The following is a 697-nucleotide window of genomic DNA, read 5'->3' on the forward strand; positions in this document are numbered from 1 at the left end:
GATCGCGGCTGGCCGGTGATGGATGGTTCTTCTCGCCAAAGAGGAATCACCCGTTGCCAGGCTGCCATGTCACCGATCACCAGATGAGGCTCTACATGAAGTTCCGTCAAACCAATTCGCCGCCAGAGGCGGCCGCGAAGGCGTCGTTCAGTTCGTCGACCGCTTATCGGCTCGAGAAGGATCTGCGCCTTCCGTCGCAAAAGAAGACACCGCGGCAAAGGCGGCGGCCGGATCCCTTGGCCAACGTCTTCGGCCTGGAGGTCGTGCCGATGCTGAAGGCGGCTCCCGGCGTGCGGCCCGTGGCCATCTTCGAGGAGATGCTCCGACGCCATCCTGAGCTGGGGGCTGGAATCCGCCGCACGCTCGAGCGCCGGATCCGCGCCTGGCGGGCGATCCACGGCGAGGAGCAGGAGGTCATCTTCCGCCAGACCCACGAAGTGGGCCAGGTCGGCCTGTCCGACTTCACCGATATGGGCGAGCTTGGGGTCGCCATCGCTGGCGTGCCGCTCGATCATCGCCTGTATCACTTCCGGTTGGCCTATTGCGGGTTTGAACACGCCCATGTCGTGCTCGGTGGCGAGAGCTTCGTCGCATTGGCCGAAGGGCTGCAGAATGCCCTGTGGTCGCTCGGTGGGGCACCGCGGGAGCATCGGACCGACAGCCTGTCGGCCGCCTTCTGCAATCTCGATCGCAATGC

General features: G+C 64.8%; 1 pseudogene. It reads left to right on the forward strand.

What is annotated here, in order from left to right:
* Positions 1-83: 83 nt before the first annotated feature.
* Positions 84-697: pseudogene (locus tag IVB48_RS16065) on the forward strand (IS21 family transposase); the annotation flags it as partial.

It is taken from the genome of Bradyrhizobium sp. 76, assembly GCF_023073025.1.
Classification (GTDB): domain Bacteria; phylum Pseudomonadota; class Alphaproteobacteria; order Rhizobiales; family Xanthobacteraceae; genus Bradyrhizobium.